Source organism: Streptomyces sp. NPDC033845 (genome assembly GCF_055576225.1).
Window position 1 is genome coordinate 156,208 of sequence record NZ_JBVIRI010000001.1, and the last position, 15,121, is coordinate 171,328.

A 15,121-nucleotide genomic window follows, 5' to 3' on the forward strand; every position below is an offset into this window, starting at 1 on the left:
TATAGGGTCGGTACTCATTTCACTCCATCGTGTACTTCACCCCACAGCTTTGATGACTGTCCTACTCGTCTCGGGCCCACAGCGGCGCGAGCACCACGGCCCCGGGCAGGGCCTTCGCGACCTGCCCGGTCGCGCCGCGCGGCAGCACCCGGACGTTCCAGTTCCCCGCCGCGATCAGGGTGTGCCCGTACGGCTCGCCCCGGCCGGCCGGTGGTCAGGTGCGGAGGGCGGTGAGGGGGTCGGGGGACGGGGTGCCGGTGGGCCACCAGTCGTCTTCGGAGGGGCGGGACTCGTAGGCGTACCAGAGGCCGTCGCGGCCCAGGCGGAGTTGGCGGGTGGGGCCGGTCAGGCGGTTGTGCCGGGGGCGGAACGGGCCCAGTCCGGCGGCCAGGAGCAGCGGGCGGGCCCGGTCGAAGGGGCCGGCCGGGGGGTCCCAGGGTTCGTCGAGGGCGGCCAGCCCGGCCGGGCCGCCCTGGCGCCAGGCCGCGGCGGCCCGGGCCAGGTCGGTGGTGGTGCGGCCGGTGGCGGCGGCGAGGTCGCGGTAGAGCCGGCGGGCGGTGGCGGTGAGCCCCGCGGTGGGGTGGGCGGAGGCCAGCCGGACCGCGTCCTGCCACAGGCCGAGCCCGGCGAGGGGGTCCGCGCCGGTGCGCAGCAGTACGTGGGCCCGGGCCGCCGCGTCCGAGGCCAGCTGGTCCAGGGCCAGCGGGTCGGGTCCGGCCGGGTCCGCCGGGCAGGCGGGGGGCGCACCGACCGCCGGGGGGACGCCGGGCGGGGCCGGCAGCGGGCCGAGCGGACGGGACACCGCGGCGCGGGCCGGGACCCCGGGGAACTCGGGGGCGGGCGGCGCCTGTTCGCGGGCCGCGTGGGCGGCGTTGCGCCGGGTCAGTTCGTCCAGGAGCTCGCGCTCGCCCCGGCCGCGGAGCAGCAGCAGGAGGAACGGGTCCTGGTCGAGCAGCCGGGCCGCCCGGTAGCAGAGGGCGGCCGCGTGCTTGCACGGCGGGCGGGCCGGGTCGGGGCAGGAGCAGCGCGGGGTGAGCTCCCCGGGGCCGGGCAGGATCCGGTCGGCGAGCGAGCGCGGCACCTCCCGCTCGACCAGCGCGGCCAGCGCGCCCGGGTCCGCCGCGAGGGAGCCCAGCAGCTCCTGCCACTCCTCGTCGCCGAGGACGGGCAGGCCGAGTTCGGTGCGGTAGGGGCGGGGGCGGCTGCCCCGGACGTAGGCCACCATCCGGCCGGGGGTGACGGTGATCGTGTCGACCTGGCCGGTGGCCGCGTAGCCGCGGCCCCGGGCCAGCCGGGCCGGGTCCCCGGACTGCCGCTCCAGGGCCGAGACCCAGGCCCGGCCCCACCAGCTGGTGGCCTCGGCGCCCTCGGGCACCGTGTCGAAGGTGCGGCGGCGGTCCTCCCGGGCGGTGATCACAGCGGCCTGCGCAGGGAGACGAGATCGGCGAGCTCCCGGTCGGTGAGCTCGGTCAGGGCCGCTTCCCCGGAACCGAGCACGGCGTCGGCCAGGGCCCGCTTCATCTCCAGCATCTCGGCGATCCGGTCCTCGACGGTGCCTTCGGCGATGATGCGGTGGACCTGGACGGGCTGGGTCTGTCCGATGCGGTAGGCGCGGTCGGTGGCCTGTTCCTCGACGGCCGGGTTCCACCAGCGGTCGTAGTGGATCACATGGCCGGCGCGGGTGAGGTTGAGGCCGGTGCCGGCGGCCTTGAGGGAGAGCAGGAAGACGGGGATCTCGCCGGCCTGGAAGCGGTCGACGAGTTCCTCGCGGCGGGGCACCGGGGTGCCGCCGTGGAGGAGCTGGGCGCCGATGCCCCGGTCGGTGAGGTGTTGTTCCAGCAGGCGGGCCATGGTGACGTACTGGGTGAAGACCAGCACCGCGCCGCCCTCGGCCAGGATGGTGTCCAACAACTCGTCCAGCAGGGCGAGTTTCCCCGAACGGTGCGGGATCCGGGGCCGCTCCTCCTTCAGGTACTGCGCCGGGTGGTTGCAGATCTGCTTCAGCGAGCCCAGCAACTTCATGATCATGCCGCGGCGTTCGATGCCCTCGCTCGCCTCGATCACCGCCATCGCCTCGTCCACCGCGGCCTGGTAGAGCGAGACCTGCTCCCGGGTGAGGGAGACGGGATGGTCGGTCTCGGTCTTCGGCGGCAGTTCCGGGGCGATGCCCGGGTCGGACTTCCTGCGGCGCAGCAGGAACGGCCGCACCAGCGCGGCCAGCCGGGCCACCGCCTCCTCGTTGCCCCCGTCCTCCTGCTGCTGCTGTTCCACCGCCCGGGCGTGCCGGGCCCGGAAGGCGGTGAGGGGGCCCAGGAGTCCGGGGGTGGTCCAGTCGAGGAGGGCCCACAGTTCGGAGAGGTTGTTCTCCACCGGGGTCCCGGTCAGGGCCACCCGGGCCGGGGCGGGCAGGGTCCGCAGGGCGCGGGCGGTGGCCGAGTGCGGGTTCTTCACATGCTGGGCCTCGTCCGCCACGACCATCCCCCACGCCTGCCCGGCCAGCACCGGGGCCGCGGCCCGCATCGTGCCGTACGTGGTCAGCACGAACCCGCCACCGCCCCCGCCGCCTTCCCCGTCCAGGCCCTCCAGCGTCCGCCCGCCGCCGTGGAACCGGCGCACCGGCACCCCCGGCGCGAACCGCCCGATCTCCCGCTGCCAGTTCCCCAGCAGCGAGGCCGGACACACCACCAGCGTCGGCTCCGGCCGCGCCCGGTGCAGATGCAGCGCGATCAGCGTCACCGTCTTGCCCAAGCCCATGTCGTCCGCCAGACAGCCCCCCAGACCCAGCGAGGTCATCCGGTCCAGCCAGGCCAGACCGCGCAGCTGGTAGTCCCGCAGGGTCGCGGCGAGCCCCGGCGGCTGGGGCAGCGGCACGAGCTCCCCGGTCAGCCGGTCGCGCAGGGCCGCGAGGGCGCCCGCCGGCACCACCGGGACGGGTTCGGGCTCCCCCGGGACCTCGGCGGTGCCGCCCAAAGCCATGGCCAGCGCGTCCACCGGATCCAGCAGCCCCAGCTCCCGCCGGCGGGCCTTGCGGACCAGCTCGGGGTCCACCCGCACCCACTGGTCGCGGAGCCGCACCACGGGCCGGTGGGCCTGCGCCAGGGCGTCCATCTCCCCAGGGGTCAGCCGGTCGCCGCCCAGCGCCAGCTCCCAGGAGAAGGCGAACAGCCCGGCGGCGTCGAAGAAGGCGGTGCCGTCGGTGGCGGACCCGGGCGCGGTGGACCGCACCACGGCGGTGGCGGTGAGCGTACGGGCGAGCCGGCGCGGCCAGTGCACCAGGACCCCGGCGGCGGCCAGCGCGGTCGCGGCGGCCCCGAGGAGGTCCTCCAGCTCGGGATCGGACAGCGCCAGGACGTCGGGCACCGGCTGGTCGAGCAGCCGCAGCAGCGGGGGCCAGACCCGGGCGGCCCGGCGCAGCGCCAGCACCGTCTCCACCCGGGCCCGGGGCCCGAACCCGGAGGCCGCGGTGCCCGCCCACAGCTGGGCGGCGTCGGTGACCAGGGTGGGGTCGGCGAGGCTGTGCAGCTGGACCACGGCGGCCCCGGCGCGGTGCACGTCCTCCGGTTCGGCCTCGTCGAACAGGCGGTACGAGGAGAGGTCGAGCCGGAGGGAGAGTCCGATGCCCGCGTCGGAGCCGGCCGCGACCTGCGCGGCCCATTCGGCCATACCGGGCAGCCGCTGCGGCTCGGCCGCGGCGAAGGGCCGGCCGAACGCGGCCGGCCCGGCCGGGGTGCGGGGCAGGGTGTCGGCGACGGCGTCGAGGAACGCCCGGAGCAGCGCCTCCGGTTCGGGCAGGTGGAGGGGCCGGCGGCCGGGCAGCGGGGTGGCGTACCCCTCGTACGGCAGGGCGGCGGCGACGGCCCGGAGCGCCGCGATGTCCTCGGCGTCCAGCGGGCCGGCCCGCCAGGCGTCGTCCCCCTCGGGGGTGAGGCCGGGGAGAAGCCGTCCCCGGGCGACCAGGGCGAGGGCCTGCCGGGCGGCGACCCCCCAGCAGCGGGTGGCCGGGTGCGCGCCGCGGTCCTCGGGGGCGGCGGCCAGCAGCGGCAGCGCCTCGGCCACCCCGAGCACCACCGCGGGCACCGCGCGGCCGCGCACTCCGGACGGGCCGTGCGGCCGGACGACGGTGAGCGTCGCCGCGCCATGCCCTGCGGGCGGCGGGGCCGTGCCGATGCCGTTCCCGTTGCCGGTGGCCGGGGCCGCGCCGGGCAGCGGCTCGCCCTCCGGGCTCCAGAAGGCGACCCGGCCCTCCCGGGGCACGGCGGCGGGAAGGAACACGGCAGCCGCCCGCCGCAGCACCGGGTCCGGCGAGGGCGCGGGAACGGGGGCGGGCACGGCCGTTACCGGCACCACCGGCGGCGGTGTGGGCATGCGCGGCTCCCCTTCCTCGACTCGGCGGCGACGGCCCGCGGCAGCGGGCGCCCTCCCTTGCCGCCGAGTCTAGATCCGCCCACCGACAACGCCCTGACCTGCACACGCGCACCCGGGCCGGGGGCGGGGGCCGGGGGCCCGGGGTCAGTCGGTGGACCAGTGGCCCAGTTCGGTGGCGAAGGCGTAGCGGGGGCGGTCGGGGGCGGCGGCGGTGCGCAGCGGGCGGCCGCGGTCGTCGATGCGGGTCACGCCCGGGCCGTCCGGGCCGGTCCAGCGGAGCTCGGCGTACCACTCGCAGTCGCAGCCGGTGGTGGTGGCGTCGATCCGCAGGACCGCCGGGTCCTCGGCGCTGACCCGCAGGGGGAACCGCGGCGCCGGGAGGGGGTTCCCCGCGTCGCTGCCGTCCACCGGCCGGGCCAGCGGGCGGGGCGCGTCCAGGTTCACCGCGAAGGTCGCCGGGGTGAGGGAGCCGCCGCAGCCCGGGGACATCAGGAAGACGCCCCCGGGGGGCGGGGTACGGCGTCCGGTGACCCGTACCTCCAGGTCCTCCAGGACGACGGCGCCGGACCCGGCGCCGTGCACGGTCACCTCGACGATCTGGCGTTCGGCGTGGACGGCCCGGCGGGCGTCGGCCCAGGCCCGGGCCTCCGCCTCCACGGGCGGTGGCGGTACCGCTTCCGGGCGCTGCCCGATCAGATAGGCCTGGTCGCAGCCGTTCGCCCAGACATGGGTGCGGACGGAGGTCCGCAGTCGGGCCGGGGCCGCCGTGGTGCCGGGAGCCTTGGTGGGCGGCGGCCCGGCCGTCGCGCCGTCGCCGCCACCGGGAGCCGTGCCGGTACCGGTGGCGCTGCGGGTCGGGGAGGCGCCCGGGGACCGGGACGGGCCCGTGGTCGCGCCGGGGCGCGCGTCGTCGCCGGGGGGCGGGGTCGCGGCCGGGCCGGTGCCGCCGGTGGCCGTCGCGGAGCGGGCGGGGCCCGCCGCCTGCCGGTCCGTGCCGGGTGATCCCGCCGAGGTCAGCGCCGCGGCGGCCAGCGCGGCCGCGACCACCCCGGCGACGGCCCCGCCCACCGCGCGCCGCCGCCGGTACCAGGGCTCCCGCCCCGCCCCACCGGTATCCGCCACGTCCACGACGTCCGCGATATCCGCGCTGTCCGCGGCCGCGGTCTCCGCCCCGGGCTCCGGACGCGCGCCGGCCGCGCCGGCCGCCGCGTCCGCCCGGGGGCGCGCCTCCGGGGCCTTCCCGGGCACCGGGGCCGCCTCGGAACCGGTCGGTCCGGCCCCCTTCCAGGTCCCGGATCCTGTTCCTGGTCCGGCTCCCGGTGCCGGCCTCGCCCCGTGGTCCGCCGCGCCGGCCGGCGCCCGCCCGGCTCCGGGCTCGGCCGCCGGGCCCGGCAGGGCCCCGGCTTCCGCCGGCCCGGCCGATGGCGCGGGCCCGGCCGAAGCCGTGGTCGTAGGCGTAGCCGAAGCCGTGGCCGCAGCCCCGGGCTCCGGGGCCGGGCGCGGGGTGGCGCGGCGGCGGGCGTCCGCCAGGAGCCAGGCTCGGTGCAGGTCCACCGCCTCCGGCTGGGTCGCCCCGCAGGCGCGGGCGAACCGGTCCACCACCGCGAACTCGGCGGGCAGCGCCTCCCCCTTGCAGTACCGGTGCAGGGTCGAGGTGCTGGTGTGCAGCTTGCGCGCCAGCACCCCGTAACTCAGCCCGGACCGTTCCTTCAGTTCGCGCATCAGCCGCGCGAACCTCTCCGTCTCCTCCACGGCACGTCCCCCCCGTCCCCGTCCCCGTCCCTGTCCCCGACTCCGCCGACCGTCCCGCCGTCCCATCGGCCCGTTCCAGGCCGGGGGTGTTTCCCCAGGTGGCAGCACGTATCGCCGTTCCAGTGTCCCGGATCCGCCGCGTTCCGTCGCCCGACACCCCGGCCCCGGGGAATGCTGGCGGAGCAACAGGTCGCAGCGGCCTCCCACCGCGGTCCGCACGGCGGCCGACCAGGTCTCACGACCACGATCACGATCACGACGACGACCACGATCAAGACCACGGGGAGCACCACCATGATCAAGCGTATCGGCGCCACGCTCGGCGCCGTGCTGGCCGCCACCGCCGCCCTCACCCTCACCGCCTCGGCCACCACACCGGCCGCCAGCACGGCCGCGGCCACCGCGCCGGGGTTCATCACCGGCAAGGACCTGCCCCGCCACCCCTCCTCGGCCTGGACCAGCGGCCCGGTCGCCAAGGGGCTGCCGGAGTGGCCGGTGTTCTGCCTGGAGGGGGGCGTGCTGCCGAAGACGAACGTCTGGCACCGCACCTTCAGCACCGAGTTCGACACCGGTGCGCTCCAGATCTCCGTACGGGCGGCCTCGGAGGCGGCCGCCGTCAAGCTGGCCGCCGCGCTGGAGGCGAAGGTGGCCGGGTGCGCCGCCGACTGGCTGCGGAAGACCCCGGGCGGCACCGCCTCCTGGCAGGACTACGGGAAGCTGAAGGTCGAGGAGGGGGCGCACGTCTACGGGGTGCACAGCTCGATCCCCGAGTCCGAGCCGGGCGTGGGCCTGTACGGCATCGGGCGGGACGGTGCCACGGTGACCGTGGTGAAGTGGAGCCAGATGGGATATCTGGCCGACGGCCCGGTGCCCGCCTTCAAGAAGTCCACGGTCACGGCGGTCAACAAGCTCAACCCGTAACCGTCCTCGGGTGGGACCATGGAACCGGGGCCTGGAGAGCCGTGGCCGGAGGAGGCCGCGGCCGGGAGGTGAGGGCCGTGCGTTCCGGAAACGAGCCCGCCACCGCGCGGAGTCCGCTGCGGCTCCGGCTGTGGCTGGGCGTCTGGGGGCTGCTGTGGGCGGCCGGGGGGACGGCCGCCTTCGCGCTGGCCGGCCGGCCCGGCTGGGCGGCCGCCTGTGCGGTGCTGGCCGTGATCGTGCTGGTGGACCTGGTGGTCGTCCTGCGGCACATCCGGCAGGGGCCGCACTTCCAGCCCGGTCCCGAGGTCCCGCCCTACGAGCCTCCGCCCCGCTCCCACTAGCGGACGGGGCGGGACGGGGGACGGGACGGGACGGGGGACGGAACCCGTCCGGGGGCCGGTCAGTCCTCGAAGCGGGCCGCCGCCAGGTACTCGGGCTGCGGGTCCAGTGCGGCGGCCAGCCGGAAGTGCTTGCGGGCCGGGCCGGGGCGGCCGGCCCGTTCGAAGGTGCGGGCCAGCGCGAAGTGCGCGAAGGCGTTGTCCGGCTCCCGTTCCAGTACGAGCTCGAACTCCAGCTCGGCGGGGCGCAGTTGCGCGGCGGCGAAGAAGGCGCGGGCGCGCAGCAGCCGGGCCGCGGTGTTCTCGGGATGGGCGGCTATGACCGAGTCGAGGAGCCGGACGGCCCCCCGCGGGTCCCGCGCGGCCAGCAGCTGCTCGGCGGCGCGGTAGTCGATGACATGCGTCTCGGGGCTGCTGGCGGGCGTGGGCCTGGTGTCTGACACAGGGGGTCTCCTTCCCTTGCTGGGCGTGTTCAACGCCCGGCTCCGGGCCCCTATTCCGCCGCGGCCCTGGCCCGGAGGTCTTCCCAGACCTTGCGGACCTGGGGTTCCAGCGCCTCCAGCGGCCCGTCGTTGTCGATGACGAGGGTGGCCACGGCGAGGCGCTGCTCGCGGGTGGCCTGGGCCGCCATCCGGGCCCGGGCCTCCTCCTCGGTCATCCCGCGCAGGGCGGTCAGCCGGGCCAGCTGGGTCTCCGGCCGGGCGTCGACCACGACGACCAGGTCGTAGAGCGGGGCGAGGCCGTTCTCGGCGAGCAGCGGCACGTCGTGGACCACGATGGCCTCCGGTCCGGCGGCGGCTTCCAGCTCGGCCGAGCGGGCGCCGACCAGCGGGTGGACGATCGCGTTGAGGCGGGCGAGCTGGGCCGGGTCGCCGAAGACCACGGCGCCGAGCCGGGGCCGGTCGAGGGTGCCTTCGGGGGTGAGGACCTCCTCCCCGAAGGCCGCCACCACGGCGGCCAGTCCGGGCGTGCCCGGCTCCACGACCTCCCGGGCGATGCGGTCCGCGTCCACGACCACTGCCCCGTACCCCGCCAGCAGCCGCGATACCTCGCTCTTGCCGGCTCCGATCCCGCCCGTAAGGCCCACCTTCAGCATGGGCCGCAGCTTAACGCTCCGCCTACGAGTCGCCCTCACGTTCCGCGAGGAAGCGTTCGAACTCGCGGCCGATCTCGTCGGCGGAGGGGATCTCGGCCGGTTCGGCGATCATGTTGCCGCGGGTCTCCGCCCCGGCGGCCGCGTCGTACTGGTGCTCCAGGCCCTGGATCAGGGTGACCAGTTCCTCGTCGCCCTCCCGGATCTGCCGGTCGATCTCGGTCTGGGTGCGGTGCGCCTCGGTCCGCAGCCCGTGGGCGACCCCCGGCAGGACCAGGCCGGTGGCGGCCGTGATGGCCTCCAGGGCGGTCAGTGCCGCGTCCGGGTAGGGCGAGCGGGCGATGTAGTGCGGGACGTGGGCGGCGACGCCCAGGACGTCGTGGCCGGCCTGTCCGAGCCGGAACTCCACCAGGGACTCGGCGCTGCCGGGCACCTGGGCCTCATCGAAGGGGCTGCGGTGTCCGGGCATCAGGTCGGTGCGGTTGCCGTGCGGGGTGATGCCGACGGGCCGGGTGTGCGGGACGCCCATGGGGATGCCGTGGAAGTTGACCGACAGCCGGACCCCGAGCCGCTCGACGATCTGCCGGACGGCGACGGCGAACCGCTCCCATTCCACGTCCGGTTCGGGTCCGGACAGCAGCAGGAAGGGCGCGCCGGTGGCGTCCTGCACCAGCCGGACCTCCAGCTTCGGCTCCTCGAAGTCGGTCCATTGGTCCCGCTGGAAGGTGAGGAGCGGACGCCGGGCCCGGTAGTCGATCAGCCGGTCGACGTCGAAGGAGGCGACCAGCTGGTGCGGGAGGGTGTCCAGGAGGCGCTCGACGATCTGCTCCCCGGTCTCACCCGCGTCGATGTACCCCTCGAAGTGGTAGAGCATGACCAGCCCCGCCGAGTCCTGCGCCAGGGCCAGGTCGGCCACCGCCAAGCCCTTCGCGTCCCACTCGTACAGCCCCTTTGGATCCAGCACCGCCACCACTCCTCCTCGCCGCGTTCTCTGACAGGAACACTCAAAGCCGCGCCCCCATTCCCCCGTTGGGGAACCGGGGGCGGAAAACGCGGCAAGGCCCGCCCCCCGAAGGGGACGGGCCTTACCGTTTCAGCTCAGCTCGCACCGGAGTGCGAAGACTGCGCCTGCGATCAGCTCTGGCCGCCGGCCAGCTTCTCGCGGAGCGCGGCCAGGGCCTCGTCCGAGGCGAGCGCGCCGGAGGTCTCGTCGGACTCCGAGGAGTACGAACCACCGGAGATGCCCGCACCGGCGTTGCCACCGGCGGCCGGGGCGGCAGCGCCCTCGGCAGCGGCGGCCTCGTCGGCCTCGCGGCTCTTGATGACCTGGGCCTGGTGCTGCTCGAAGCGGACCTGCGCCTCGGCGTACTGGCGCTCCCAGGTCTCGCGCTGGGTGTCGAAGCCCTCGAGCCAGTCGTTGGTCTCGGGATCGAAGCCCTCGGGGTAGATGTAGTTGCCCTGGTCGTCGTACGACGCGGCCATGCCGTAGAGGGTCGGGTCGAACTCGACCGAGGCCGGGTCGGCACCGAAGGACTCGTTGGCCTGCTTCAGCGACAGCGAGATCCGGCGACGCTCAAGGTCGATGTCGATGACCTTGACGAAGATCTCGTCGTTGACCTGGACGACCTGCTCCGGGATCTCCACGTGGCGCTCGGCCAGCTCGGAGATGTGGACCAGACCCTCGATGCCCTCGTCCACGCGGACGAACGCACCGAACGGAACCAGCTTGGTGACCTTACCCGGGACGACCTGACCGATCTGGTGGGTCCGGGCGAACTGCTGCCACGGGTCTTCCTGGGTCGCCTTCAGCGACAGGGAGACGCGCTCGCGGTCCATGTCCACGTCGAGGACCTCGACGGTGACTTCCTGACCGACCTCGACGACCTCGGACGGGTGGTCGATGTGCTTCCAGGACAGCTCGGAGACGTGCACGAGACCGTCGACGCCACCCAGGTCCACGAAGGCACCGAAGTTGACGATCGAGGAGACGACGCCGGAGCGGACCTGACCCTTCTGCAGGGTGGTGAGGAACGTCTGGCGGACCTCGGACTGGGTCTGCTCCAGCCAGGCGCGGCGGGACAGGACCACGTTGTTGCGGTTCTTGTCCAGCTCGATGATCTTGGCCTCGAGCTCCTTGCCCACGTAGGGCTGGAGGTCGCGGACACGACGCATCTCGACGAGAGAGGCCGGCAGGAAGCCACGGAGGCCGATGTCGAGGATGAGACCACCCTTGACGACCTCGATGACGGTACCGGTGACGATGCCGTCTTCTTCCTTGATCTTCTCGATCGTGCCCCAGGCACGCTCGTACTGAGCGCGCTTCTTGGACAGGATGAGACGGCCTTCCTTGTCCTCCTTCTGGAGAACCAGGGCCTCGATCTCGTCGCCGACCTTGACGACCTCGTTCGGGTCGACGTCGTGCTTGATCGAGAGCTCGCGGCTCGGGATCACGCCCTCGGTCTTGTAACCGATGTCGAGCAGGACCTCGTCCCGGTCGACCTTCACGATGACGCCGTCGACGATGTCGCCGTCGTTGAAGTACTTGATCGTCTCGTCGATCGCGGCGAGGAATGCTTCCTCGTTACCGATGTCGTTGACCGCTACCTGCGGAGGGGTGGTGGCGGTGGTCTCGGTGCTGCTCGTCATGTGGGAAAGGGCTCCGGTTACGGACAGAAAGTCGTAGGTACTGCTACGCCGGGAGCCCTTATCGCCTCTGATACGCCGGACAGCCAAGGAGGCCTGAAGGCCTCTAAAACCGAGGGGACTGCAACAGACGCGAGCGCAGCCTGCTAGGTCTGAGGAGCACAGGCTCGCAGCGCAACTTGTAGCATACGGGGGCAGCCGGACAGGGTCAATGCGCGAAGGCGCCCACCCCGGGCGAACAGCCTCGAACCCGGCACTCAACTCGCGGGCGGGCGGCCCCTGGAGCAGGTTCCGGCCCGTCCCGAAGCTTCTCCACGAACCTTCCGGCTGACCGGCAGACTACGACGATGGGCCCCATGAACCAAGAGGACTACACACCCGAAGACGCCCCGGAGGGTGCGAACGAGCTCTCGGACGAGGCCGAGGCCACCCGGCGTGACGCCGGGGAAGCGGAGAGCAGCCGGGCCAGCCGCGGCTGGTGGGACCGCAACGCCGACGAGTACCAGAGCGAGCACGGCGCGTTCCTGGGCGACGACCGCTTCGTCTGGGGCCCCGAGGGCCTCGACGAGGCGGAGGCCGGCCTGCTGGGTCCGGCGGAGGAGCTGCGCGGCAAGGACGTGCTGGAGATCGGCGCCGGCGCCGCCCAGTGCTCGCGCTGGCTGGCCGCCCGCGGGGCGCGCCCGGTGGCCCTGGACCTCTCGCACCGCCAGCTCCAGCACGCGCTGCGGATCGGCGGGGAGGTGCCGCTGGTGGAGGCGGACGCGGGGGCGCTGCCGTTCCGGGACGGCTCCTTCGACCTGGCCTGCTCGGCCTACGGCGCGGTCCCCTTCGTCGCCGACCCGGTGAACGTGATGCGCGAGGTGCACCGGGTGCTGCGGCCCGGCGGCCGCTGGGTCTTCTCCGTCACCCACCCGATCCGCTGGGCCTTCCCCGACGAGCCGGGCCCGGAGGGGCTGACGGTCTCCGCCTCCTACTTCGACCGCACCCCGTACGTGGAACAGGACGAGCAGGGGCGCGCGGTGTACGTGGAACACCACCGGACGCTGGGCGACCGGGTCCGGGACGTGGTGGCCGGCGGGTTCCGGCTGGTCGACCTGGTGGAGCCGGAATGGCCGGCCTGGAACGGGCAGGAGTGGGGCGGCTGGTCCCCGCTGCGCGGCAACCTGATCCCGGGCACCGCGGTGTTCGTCTGCGAGCGGGCCGGGCGGGGCTGAACCGTGGCGCTGCGCTCGGAGGCCCTGGACGCCCTGCCGGTCGGGACGGCCGTCCCCCCGCTGCTGGCCGCCCTGGAGGGGCACGGCCGGGCGGTGCTGTGCGCGCCGCCGGGCACCGGCAAGACCACGCTGGTGCCGCTGGTGCTGGCGGGGCTGACGGGTGGCGGCCCGCGGCGGCGGGTGATCGTCGCGGAGCCGCGGCGGATCGCGGTGCGCGCGGCGGCCCGGCGGATGGCCTGGCTGCTGGGCGAGCGGGTCGGCGGCGCGGTGGGCTTCACGGTGCGCGGCGAGCGGGTGGTGGGCCCGGACTGCGCGGTGGAGGTGATGACCACCGGTGTGCTGCTCCAGCGGCTCCAGCGGGACCCCGAGCTGGCGGGCGTGGACGCGGTGGTGCTGGACGAATGCCACGAGCGGCATCTGGACGCGGACACGGCGGCGGCGTTCCTGCTGGACGTACGGGCGGTGCTGCGGCCGGAGCTGTGGCTGCTGGCGGCCTCGGCCACCACCGACGCGGCGGGCTGGTCCCGGCTGCTGGGCGACGCTCCGGTGGTGGAGGCCGCCGGGGTGTCCCATCCGGTCGAGGTGGTGTGGGCGCCGCCGGTCCGGCCGGTGCGGCCGCCGCACGGGATGCGGGTGGACCCGGCGCAGCTGGCGCACGTGGCGGGGGTGGTGCGGCGGGCGCTGGCGGAGCGGCCCGGGGACGTGCTGGTGTTCCTGCCCGGGGTCGGCGAGATCTCCCGGGTGGCCGGGCAGCTGGCCGGGGCGGACGCGGAGCTGCTGCAGATCCACGGGCGGGCCCCGGCGGCCGTGCAGGACGCGGTGCTGGCCGGGCCGGAGGACGGCGGGCGGCGCCGGGTGATCCTGACGACGGCGGTGGCGGAGTCCTCGCTGACCGTGCCGGGGGTCCGGGTGGTGGTGGACTCGGGGCTGGCCCGCGAGCCGCGCACCGACCACGCGCGGGGGCTGGGCGCGCTGACCACGGTACGGGCCTCCCGGGCGGCGGCCCGGCAGCGGGCCGGGCGGGCCGGGCGGGAGGCGCCGGGCGCCGTGTACCGGTGCTGGGCGGAGGCCGAGCACGACCGGCTGGCCGGGTTCCCGACCCCGGAGATCCGGATCGCCGATCTGGCCGGGTTCGCCCTCCAGAAGGCCTGCTGGAGTTCGGTCGAGGCCGAGCTGGAACTGCTGGACCAGCCGCCGGCCGGGGCCATGGCGGCGGCCCGGGAGGTGCTGGTGGCGGTGGGCGCCGTCGACCCGGAGACCGGCCGGGCCACCGGCCGCGGGCTGCTGATGGCCCGGGCGGGCCTGCACCCCCGGCTGGCCCGGGCCCTGCTGGACGGCCCGCCGGGGGCGGCCGAGGTGGTGGCGCTGCTGAGCGAGGAACCGCCGAGGGAGTACGGGGACGACCTGGCCGCGGCCTGGCGCACGGCCCGCCGCGGCGGCGACGCCTACGCGGCCCGCTGGCGCGCGGAGGCGAAGCGCCTGGCCGGCGCCGTACGCCACGCGCCGGCCGGCGCCGACGGCCCGGGCCGCGCGGGCGCGCCCGGCGCGGGCTCGTTCGGTCCGGGCAGCGCGAGCACGGCCGACCCCGGCCGCTCGGGCGGCGCGGGCACGGGCGGGTTCAGCCCGGCCGGTGGCTCGGGGGCGGGCACCCCGGCCGGAGGGGCGGGCCCGGGCAGCGCGGGCCCGGCTGGTGCCGGAGGCGCGGGCGGGCCGGGCCCGGCGGCCGGCATGGGCGGCACGGGGGCGCCCGGCGCGGGCACGGTCGGCGCGGGTGGTGTCGGCGCGCTCGGCGCGGGGGCTCGGGAGGATCTTGTTGCGGGGGTGGTTGTGGCGTTGGCGTTTCCGGAGCGGGTGGCTCGGGGGAAGGGGGGCGGCGGGTTCCTGATGGCGGGCGGGACGGCCGCCGAGCCCGCCGAGGGCTCGGGGCTGCGCGGGGCCTCCTGGCTGGCGGTGGCGGTGGCCGACCGGCCCTCCCAGTCGGCCTCCGCCCGGATCCGGTTGGCCGCGGTGATCGACGAGGAGACCGCGCGGGCCGCGGCCGGGCACCTGCTGACCGGCGGCGAGGAGGTCCGCTGGGAGGACGGCGAGGTGGTGGCCCGTACCGTCCGCCGCCTCGGCGCCATCGAACTGGCGGTCCGCCCGCTGCGCGACCCGGCCCCCGCCCGGATCCGTGAGGCGCTGCTCGACGGGCTGCGCGCGGAGGGGCCGGGGCTGCTGCGCTGGACCCGGGACGCGGAGGGGCTCCGGTCCCGCCTCGGTTTCCTGCACCGGACCCTGGGCGGCGGCTGGCCCGACGTATCGGACGCGGCCCTGCTGGAGCGGGCCGCGGACTGGCTGGAGCCCGAGCTGTCGCGTGCCCGGCGGCGGGCCGACCTGGGGCGGATCGAGGCCGGTCAGGCGCTGAACCGGCTGCTGCCCTGGGCGACCGGGGAGGCCGCCCGGCTGGAGGAGCTGGCGCCGGAGCGGATCGAGGTGCCGTCCGGGTCCCGGATCCGGGTGGACTACTCGGCCGACCAGCCGGTGCTGGCGGTGAAGCTCCAGGAGCTCTTCGGACTGGCCCAGACGCCCCGGGTGGGCGGCTCGCCCGGGGTCCCGGTGCTGGTGCACCTGCTGTCCCCGGCCGGCCGCCCGGCGGCCGTCACGGCGGACCTGGCCTCCTTCTGGCAGGGCGGCTACCGGGCGGTCCGGGCCGAGCTGCGGGGCCGCTATCCGAAGCACCCGTGGCCGGAGGACCCGGCCACCGCCGAGCCCACCCGCCACACGACCGCCCGCCAGCAGCGCGGCCGGGGCTAGAC

General features: G+C 75.9%; 11 protein-coding genes. 4 read left to right on the forward strand and 7 right to left on the reverse strand.

Annotated features, from left to right (window positions below; all coding sequences use genetic code 11):
* Nucleotides 1–214 precede the first annotated feature (214 nt).
* From ACZ50K_RS00730 to ACZ50K_RS00740, 3 genes are all read right to left on the reverse strand, one after another.
* Nucleotides 215–1,417, reverse strand: a complete 1,203-nt coding sequence (locus ACZ50K_RS00730) for an SWIM zinc finger family protein (RefSeq protein ID WP_468895587.1) — start codon at nucleotides 1,415–1,417, stop codon at nucleotides 215–217.
* On the reverse strand, nucleotides 1,414–4,293 hold the full coding sequence (locus ACZ50K_RS00735) for a DEAD/DEAH box helicase (RefSeq protein ID WP_468897139.1): 2,880 nt from the start codon (nucleotides 4,291–4,293) through the stop codon (nucleotides 1,414–1,416). Before ACZ50K_RS00735 ends, ACZ50K_RS00730 begins: the two co-directional genes overlap by 4 nt.
* Before the next feature lie 216 nt (nucleotides 4,294–4,509).
* Nucleotides 4,510–6,117, reverse strand: a complete 1,608-nt coding sequence (locus tag ACZ50K_RS00740; protein WP_468895590.1) for a helix-turn-helix domain-containing protein — start codon at nucleotides 6,115–6,117, stop codon at nucleotides 4,510–4,512.
* Nucleotides 6,118–6,411: 294 nt separating this feature from the next.
* On the opposite strand from ACZ50K_RS00740, the gene ACZ50K_RS00745 reads away from it, so the two are divergent.
* Nucleotides 6,412–7,038 (forward strand): hypothetical protein, encoded by a 627-nt coding sequence (locus ACZ50K_RS00745; RefSeq protein WP_468895593.1) that lies wholly within the window; start codon nucleotides 6,412–6,414, stop codon nucleotides 7,036–7,038.
* Nucleotides 7,039–7,115: 77 nt separating this feature from the next.
* Nucleotides 7,116–7,379: a DUF6343 family protein gene (locus ACZ50K_RS00750; protein WP_468895596.1), complete on the forward strand. Its 264-nt coding sequence runs from the start codon at nucleotides 7,116–7,118 to the stop codon at nucleotides 7,377–7,379.
* Between the two features lie 59 nt (nucleotides 7,380–7,438).
* Here the strand turns inward: ACZ50K_RS00750 and ACZ50K_RS00755 are convergent, their stop codons facing one another.
* The 4 genes from ACZ50K_RS00755 to rpsA all read right to left on the reverse strand — a co-directional run bounded on the left by ACZ50K_RS00755 (nucleotide 7,439) and on the right by rpsA (nucleotide 11,115).
* On the reverse strand, nucleotides 7,439–7,819 hold the full coding sequence (locus tag ACZ50K_RS00755; RefSeq protein ID WP_468895599.1) for a tetratricopeptide repeat protein: 381 nt from the start codon (nucleotides 7,817–7,819) through the stop codon (nucleotides 7,439–7,441).
* Nucleotides 7,820–7,869: 50 nt separating this feature from the next.
* Nucleotides 7,870–8,472 (reverse strand): dephospho-CoA kinase, encoded by a 603-nt coding sequence (gene coaE, locus ACZ50K_RS00760; RefSeq protein ID WP_468895602.1) that lies wholly within the window; start codon nucleotides 8,470–8,472, stop codon nucleotides 7,870–7,872.
* Nucleotides 8,473–8,494: 22 nt separating this feature from the next.
* A complete protein-coding gene (locus tag ACZ50K_RS00765) occupies nucleotides 8,495–9,433 on the reverse strand; it encodes a PAC2 family protein (RefSeq protein ID WP_468895604.1) in 939 nt (312 codons plus the stop codon).
* A 170-nt stretch (nucleotides 9,434–9,603) separates the two neighbouring features.
* Complete coding sequence (gene rpsA / locus ACZ50K_RS00770; protein WP_468895607.1) at nucleotides 9,604–11,115, reverse strand: 30S ribosomal protein S1; 1,512 nt, start codon at nucleotides 11,113–11,115, stop codon at nucleotides 9,604–9,606.
* A 353-nt stretch (nucleotides 11,116–11,468) separates the two neighbouring features.
* On the opposite strand from rpsA, the gene ACZ50K_RS00775 reads away from it, so the two are divergent.
* Both ACZ50K_RS00775 and ACZ50K_RS00780 read left to right on the forward strand, forming a co-directional pair.
* Nucleotides 11,469–12,326, forward strand: coding sequence for a class I SAM-dependent methyltransferase (locus ACZ50K_RS00775; protein WP_468895610.1), 858 nt, complete (start codon nucleotides 11,469–11,471; stop codon nucleotides 12,324–12,326).
* A gap of 3 nt (nucleotides 12,327–12,329) precedes the next feature.
* Entirely contained in the window at nucleotides 12,330–15,119 is a 2,790-nt protein-coding gene (locus ACZ50K_RS00780; RefSeq protein ID WP_468895613.1) for an ATP-dependent RNA helicase, read from the forward strand.
* Nucleotides 15,120–15,121 lie beyond the last annotated feature (2 nt).

Coding starts and splice junctions, on each gene's coding strand:
- ACZ50K_RS00775 (WP_468895610.1), top strand. CDS start 11,469: ATGAACCAAGAGGACTACACACCCGAAGACGCCCCGGAGGGTGCGAAC.
- ACZ50K_RS00745 (WP_468895593.1), top strand. CDS start 6,412: ATGATCAAGCGTATCGGCGCCACGCTCGGCGCCGTGCTGGCCGCCACC.
- coaE (WP_468895602.1), bottom strand. CDS start 8,472: ATGCTGAAGGTGGGCCTTACGGGCGGGATCGGAGCCGGCAAGAGCGAG.
- rpsA (WP_468895607.1), bottom strand. CDS start 11,115: ATGACGAGCAGCACCGAGACCACCGCCACCACCCCTCCGCAGGTAGCG.